The organism is Mycobacterium sp. (assembly GCF_044370595.1).
Lineage (GTDB): Bacteria > Actinomycetota > Actinomycetes > Mycobacteriales > Mycobacteriaceae > Mycobacterium.
Genome location: NZ_JBILVF010000253.1, coordinates 1 through 2,831 on the forward strand (window position 1 = coordinate 1; position 2,831 = coordinate 2,831).

Genomic DNA, 2,831 nt, shown 5'->3' on the forward strand with positions numbered 1-2,831 from the left:
ACTCCTACCGGCCACTGCTCGACGGGGAGCTGGCGCACATCCCGCTGCGCCGGATGGGTACCCCTGACGAGGTGGCGGCCACGGTGGCCTTTCTGTGCACCGAGAACAGCGCCTACACCAGCGGGGCGGTCTTCGTCGTCGACGGCGCCTCGGACTGCCTGTGAGTCCGGTTGTGCGCCATCATCGAACCGGCAGTGCTGGTCTCAACGGCGGAACTCCCAGCACCGGTCGCCCGGAGCAGATCTGAACCTCTATGCGGCCGGCGCCCGTCACGGACTTGCCTTTTTCACAGGGCTTCTGACGACCGTGCTCTACCCCGACCTGCTGTTGGCCGCAGCCGCGGCCCGGGCCAGGTCCGCTAACAGCGGCGGCACGTCGTCGGGGCGGAGAACAGCTTCCACCAAGACCATCTGATCGCGGTGGGCGGCCGCGTCGGCCAGTGCACGGTCAAGCTCGCCGCAGGTGCGCACGATGTAGGTGAGCGCGTCGGGGACGCCCAGTGCGCGGGGCAACTCCGTCCAGCGCCAGCTGACGATGTCGTTGTAGTAGGCGTCGGGCCCGTGAATGGCCCGCTCGACCGTGTAGCCGCCGTTGTTGACAACGACGATCACCGGCGCAATGCCTTCCCGGGCCATCACCCCGATCTCCTGCACGGTGAGCTGCGCGGCGCCATCGCCGATGAGCAGCACCACGCGCCGGCCCGGAGCGGCCAGCGCGGCGCCGAGCGCGGCGGGCAGGGTGTAGCCGATCGAGCCCCACAGCGGTTGGCCGATGAAGGTGACGCCGTTGGGCAGCCGGTGATCGGCCATGCCGTAAAAGCAGGTGCCCTGGTCGGCGACGACGATGTTGCCTGGTGTCAACGCTTGAGAAAGCCTGTCCCACAAATAGGTTTGGCTCAGTTCGGCATCCGGCGGCGGCAGCGGCCCAAGTGCTGCGTCACCGGGAGCGGCCATCGCCGGGGAGGTGATGCCCCGCTCACGCAGGATGGCGGCCAGCGCCGACAGTGTGGCGCTGATGTCGATCGGGGCGAACATCTGCCCGGCCACCGTGGACTGCACCGCACCGATGTCGATGGTCCGGGACGGGTCGATCCGCTGGCTGAAGAACCCGCTGACCAGGTCGGTGAACTTGACGCCGGCGGTGACCAATACGGGTGCCTCCTCGACGGCGCGGCGCACCGAATCGCTGCTTTCCGCGCCGGCGTAGATGCCGAGGAAGTTCGGCGAACTCTCGTCGAGCAGGCTCTTGCCCCACATCAGCGTGGCGTAGGGGACGGTGTCAGCGCTCAGCAGCTCCTCAAGGTGCGCGACGGCGTTGAGCCGGTGCACCAGCAGATCGGCAAGGACCGTCACCTGATGCTCGGCGATGAGCGCGCGCGCCGCCTCGGTGAAGAGCGCCAGCGCCCGGGGACTGGTGCCCCCGGAATACCTGGGCAGCGGCGCAGCGGGAGGCTCGACGGCGAAACGGGCGACGTCGGTGGCCAGCAGCAGGTATCCCGGCCGCTTGCGCTCCCGCACCTCGGAGAGCACTCGGTCGATCTCCCGAGTGGCCGTGGCCGGTTCGAGATCGGCTTGAGCGCAGGTGATTTCGCGGGCCATCCGAAGGAAATGCTGAAAGTCCCCGTCGCCGAGTGAGTGGTGGACCACCCGGCGGGCGGCCTGGGCGTCCTTGGAGGGGGCACCGACGATGTGGACCACCGGGACGTGCTCGGCGTAGCTGCCGGCGACGGCGTTGGCCGCGGACAGTTCGCCGACACCGAACGTCGTCAGCAGCGCGGCGATCCCGTGCAGCCGGCCGTAGCCGTCGGCGGCGTAACCGGCGTTGAGCTCGTTGGCGCCGCCGACCCAACGGATCGAGCGGTGAGCCAGCACGTGGTCGAGGAATTCGAGGTTGAAGTCACCCGGCAGGCCGAACAGGTGGGTGACGCCGAGTTCGGCGAGCCGGTCGAGCAGGTAGTCGCCGACGGTGTAGTCGCTGTGGCGGGCCATGCCGCCAACCTATCGCCGCCTGCGAAGGCTGGCGACGACCACCCTGACCAGGACAGTGGTATGTGCAGATGACCGTTATGCACGTAGGGTCAGAAGATCGGGACCGTTCAGGCCCCCTTAATGAAGAGGGGCCAGCAGTGGCTGACAAGTCTCCCCGCCAAGCGATGGCGAAAAAGTCCGGTAAGTCCCTGAAGGAGAAACGCGCCGCGAAAAAGGCCAAAGAGGATCATTCCTCTTCGACCGAGACGGTCTTGCATCCCAAAAAGCGCTGAGGCGCAGGGCATTTTCGGGCAAGGCCCGCTTCCCTCCAGCCCGGACTCTCCGCGGAATTCCCACATAGCTGAGTGTTGCTAACGCGAAAGTGGCTCTCCTGCAACGAGTAACCGGATCTGTCTACGATCTGATCGTCCAGCGGGAAGGCACCTCGCAAGTCGGTGCACCCCGCTTGGTGCTGAATGGTGTAAATGTTCGCCCCGACGCCGTTGTTAAGGCGGGAGTTGTCGGCGCGGGCACCGGATGCGGTCGATGCCGCGAAGCCGGCTGGTCTTCGGATTCGAACTCGTGTGAACTCCTGTGACGCCGCCGGACCGGGACCATGCCCGCAACCTGCCTGTTCAGGGGATGTTCTCCTTCTTTGCAACAGAACTGGCTGATCAGGGTAGATTTTGCCGGACCCAGCCGCACCCTTCAACGAAAGCCAGCATGTCCGAGGATCAGACCCATGACGTCCCACCGAATCACCTGTCCAGCGATCCGGGCAGCCCGTTCTACAGCGAAGAGGTGCTTCTTCGTGGCGTGGGCATTCGTTTCAACGGCGTCGAGACGACCAATGTTCTCGAATAC

Annotated in this window: 4 protein-coding genes and 1 pseudogene; 3 read left to right on the forward strand and 2 right to left on the reverse strand. The window is 66.2% G+C overall.

Going from position 1 to position 2,831, the window contains the following annotated elements; all coding sequences use genetic code 11:
- On the forward strand, positions 1 to 164 hold a 164-nt coding region (locus ADBZ5N_RS18445; RefSeq protein WP_526259986.1), incomplete at its 5' end, for an SDR family oxidoreductase.
- Positions 165 to 311: 147 nt separating this feature from the next.
- Here ADBZ5N_RS18445 and ADBZ5N_RS18450 read toward each other — a convergent pair.
- The gene (locus ADBZ5N_RS18450) at positions 312 to 1,988 is read right to left on the reverse strand and encodes an alpha-keto acid decarboxylase family protein (RefSeq protein WP_526259982.1); all 1,677 of its coding nucleotides are present in this window, start codon (positions 1,986 to 1,988) and stop codon (positions 312 to 314) included.
- Between the two features lie 137 nt (positions 1,989 to 2,125).
- On the opposite strand from ADBZ5N_RS18450, the gene ADBZ5N_RS18455 reads away from it, so the two are divergent.
- Positions 2,126 to 2,260 (forward strand): hypothetical protein, encoded by a 135-nt coding sequence (locus ADBZ5N_RS18455; RefSeq protein ID WP_526259984.1) that lies wholly within the window; start codon positions 2,126 to 2,128, stop codon positions 2,258 to 2,260.
- Between the two features lie 158 nt (positions 2,261 to 2,418).
- Here ADBZ5N_RS18455 and ADBZ5N_RS18460 read toward each other — a convergent pair.
- Positions 2,419 to 2,541 (reverse strand): annotated as a pseudogene (locus ADBZ5N_RS18460) (CAP domain-containing protein); the annotation flags it as partial.
- A gap of 149 nt (positions 2,542 to 2,690) precedes the next feature.
- Here ADBZ5N_RS18460 and ADBZ5N_RS18465 point away from each other — a divergent pair.
- Positions 2,691 to 2,831, forward strand: a 141-nt coding sequence (locus ADBZ5N_RS18465; protein ID WP_526259988.1) for a DUF3297 family protein, incomplete at its 3' end; no start/stop codon positions are given.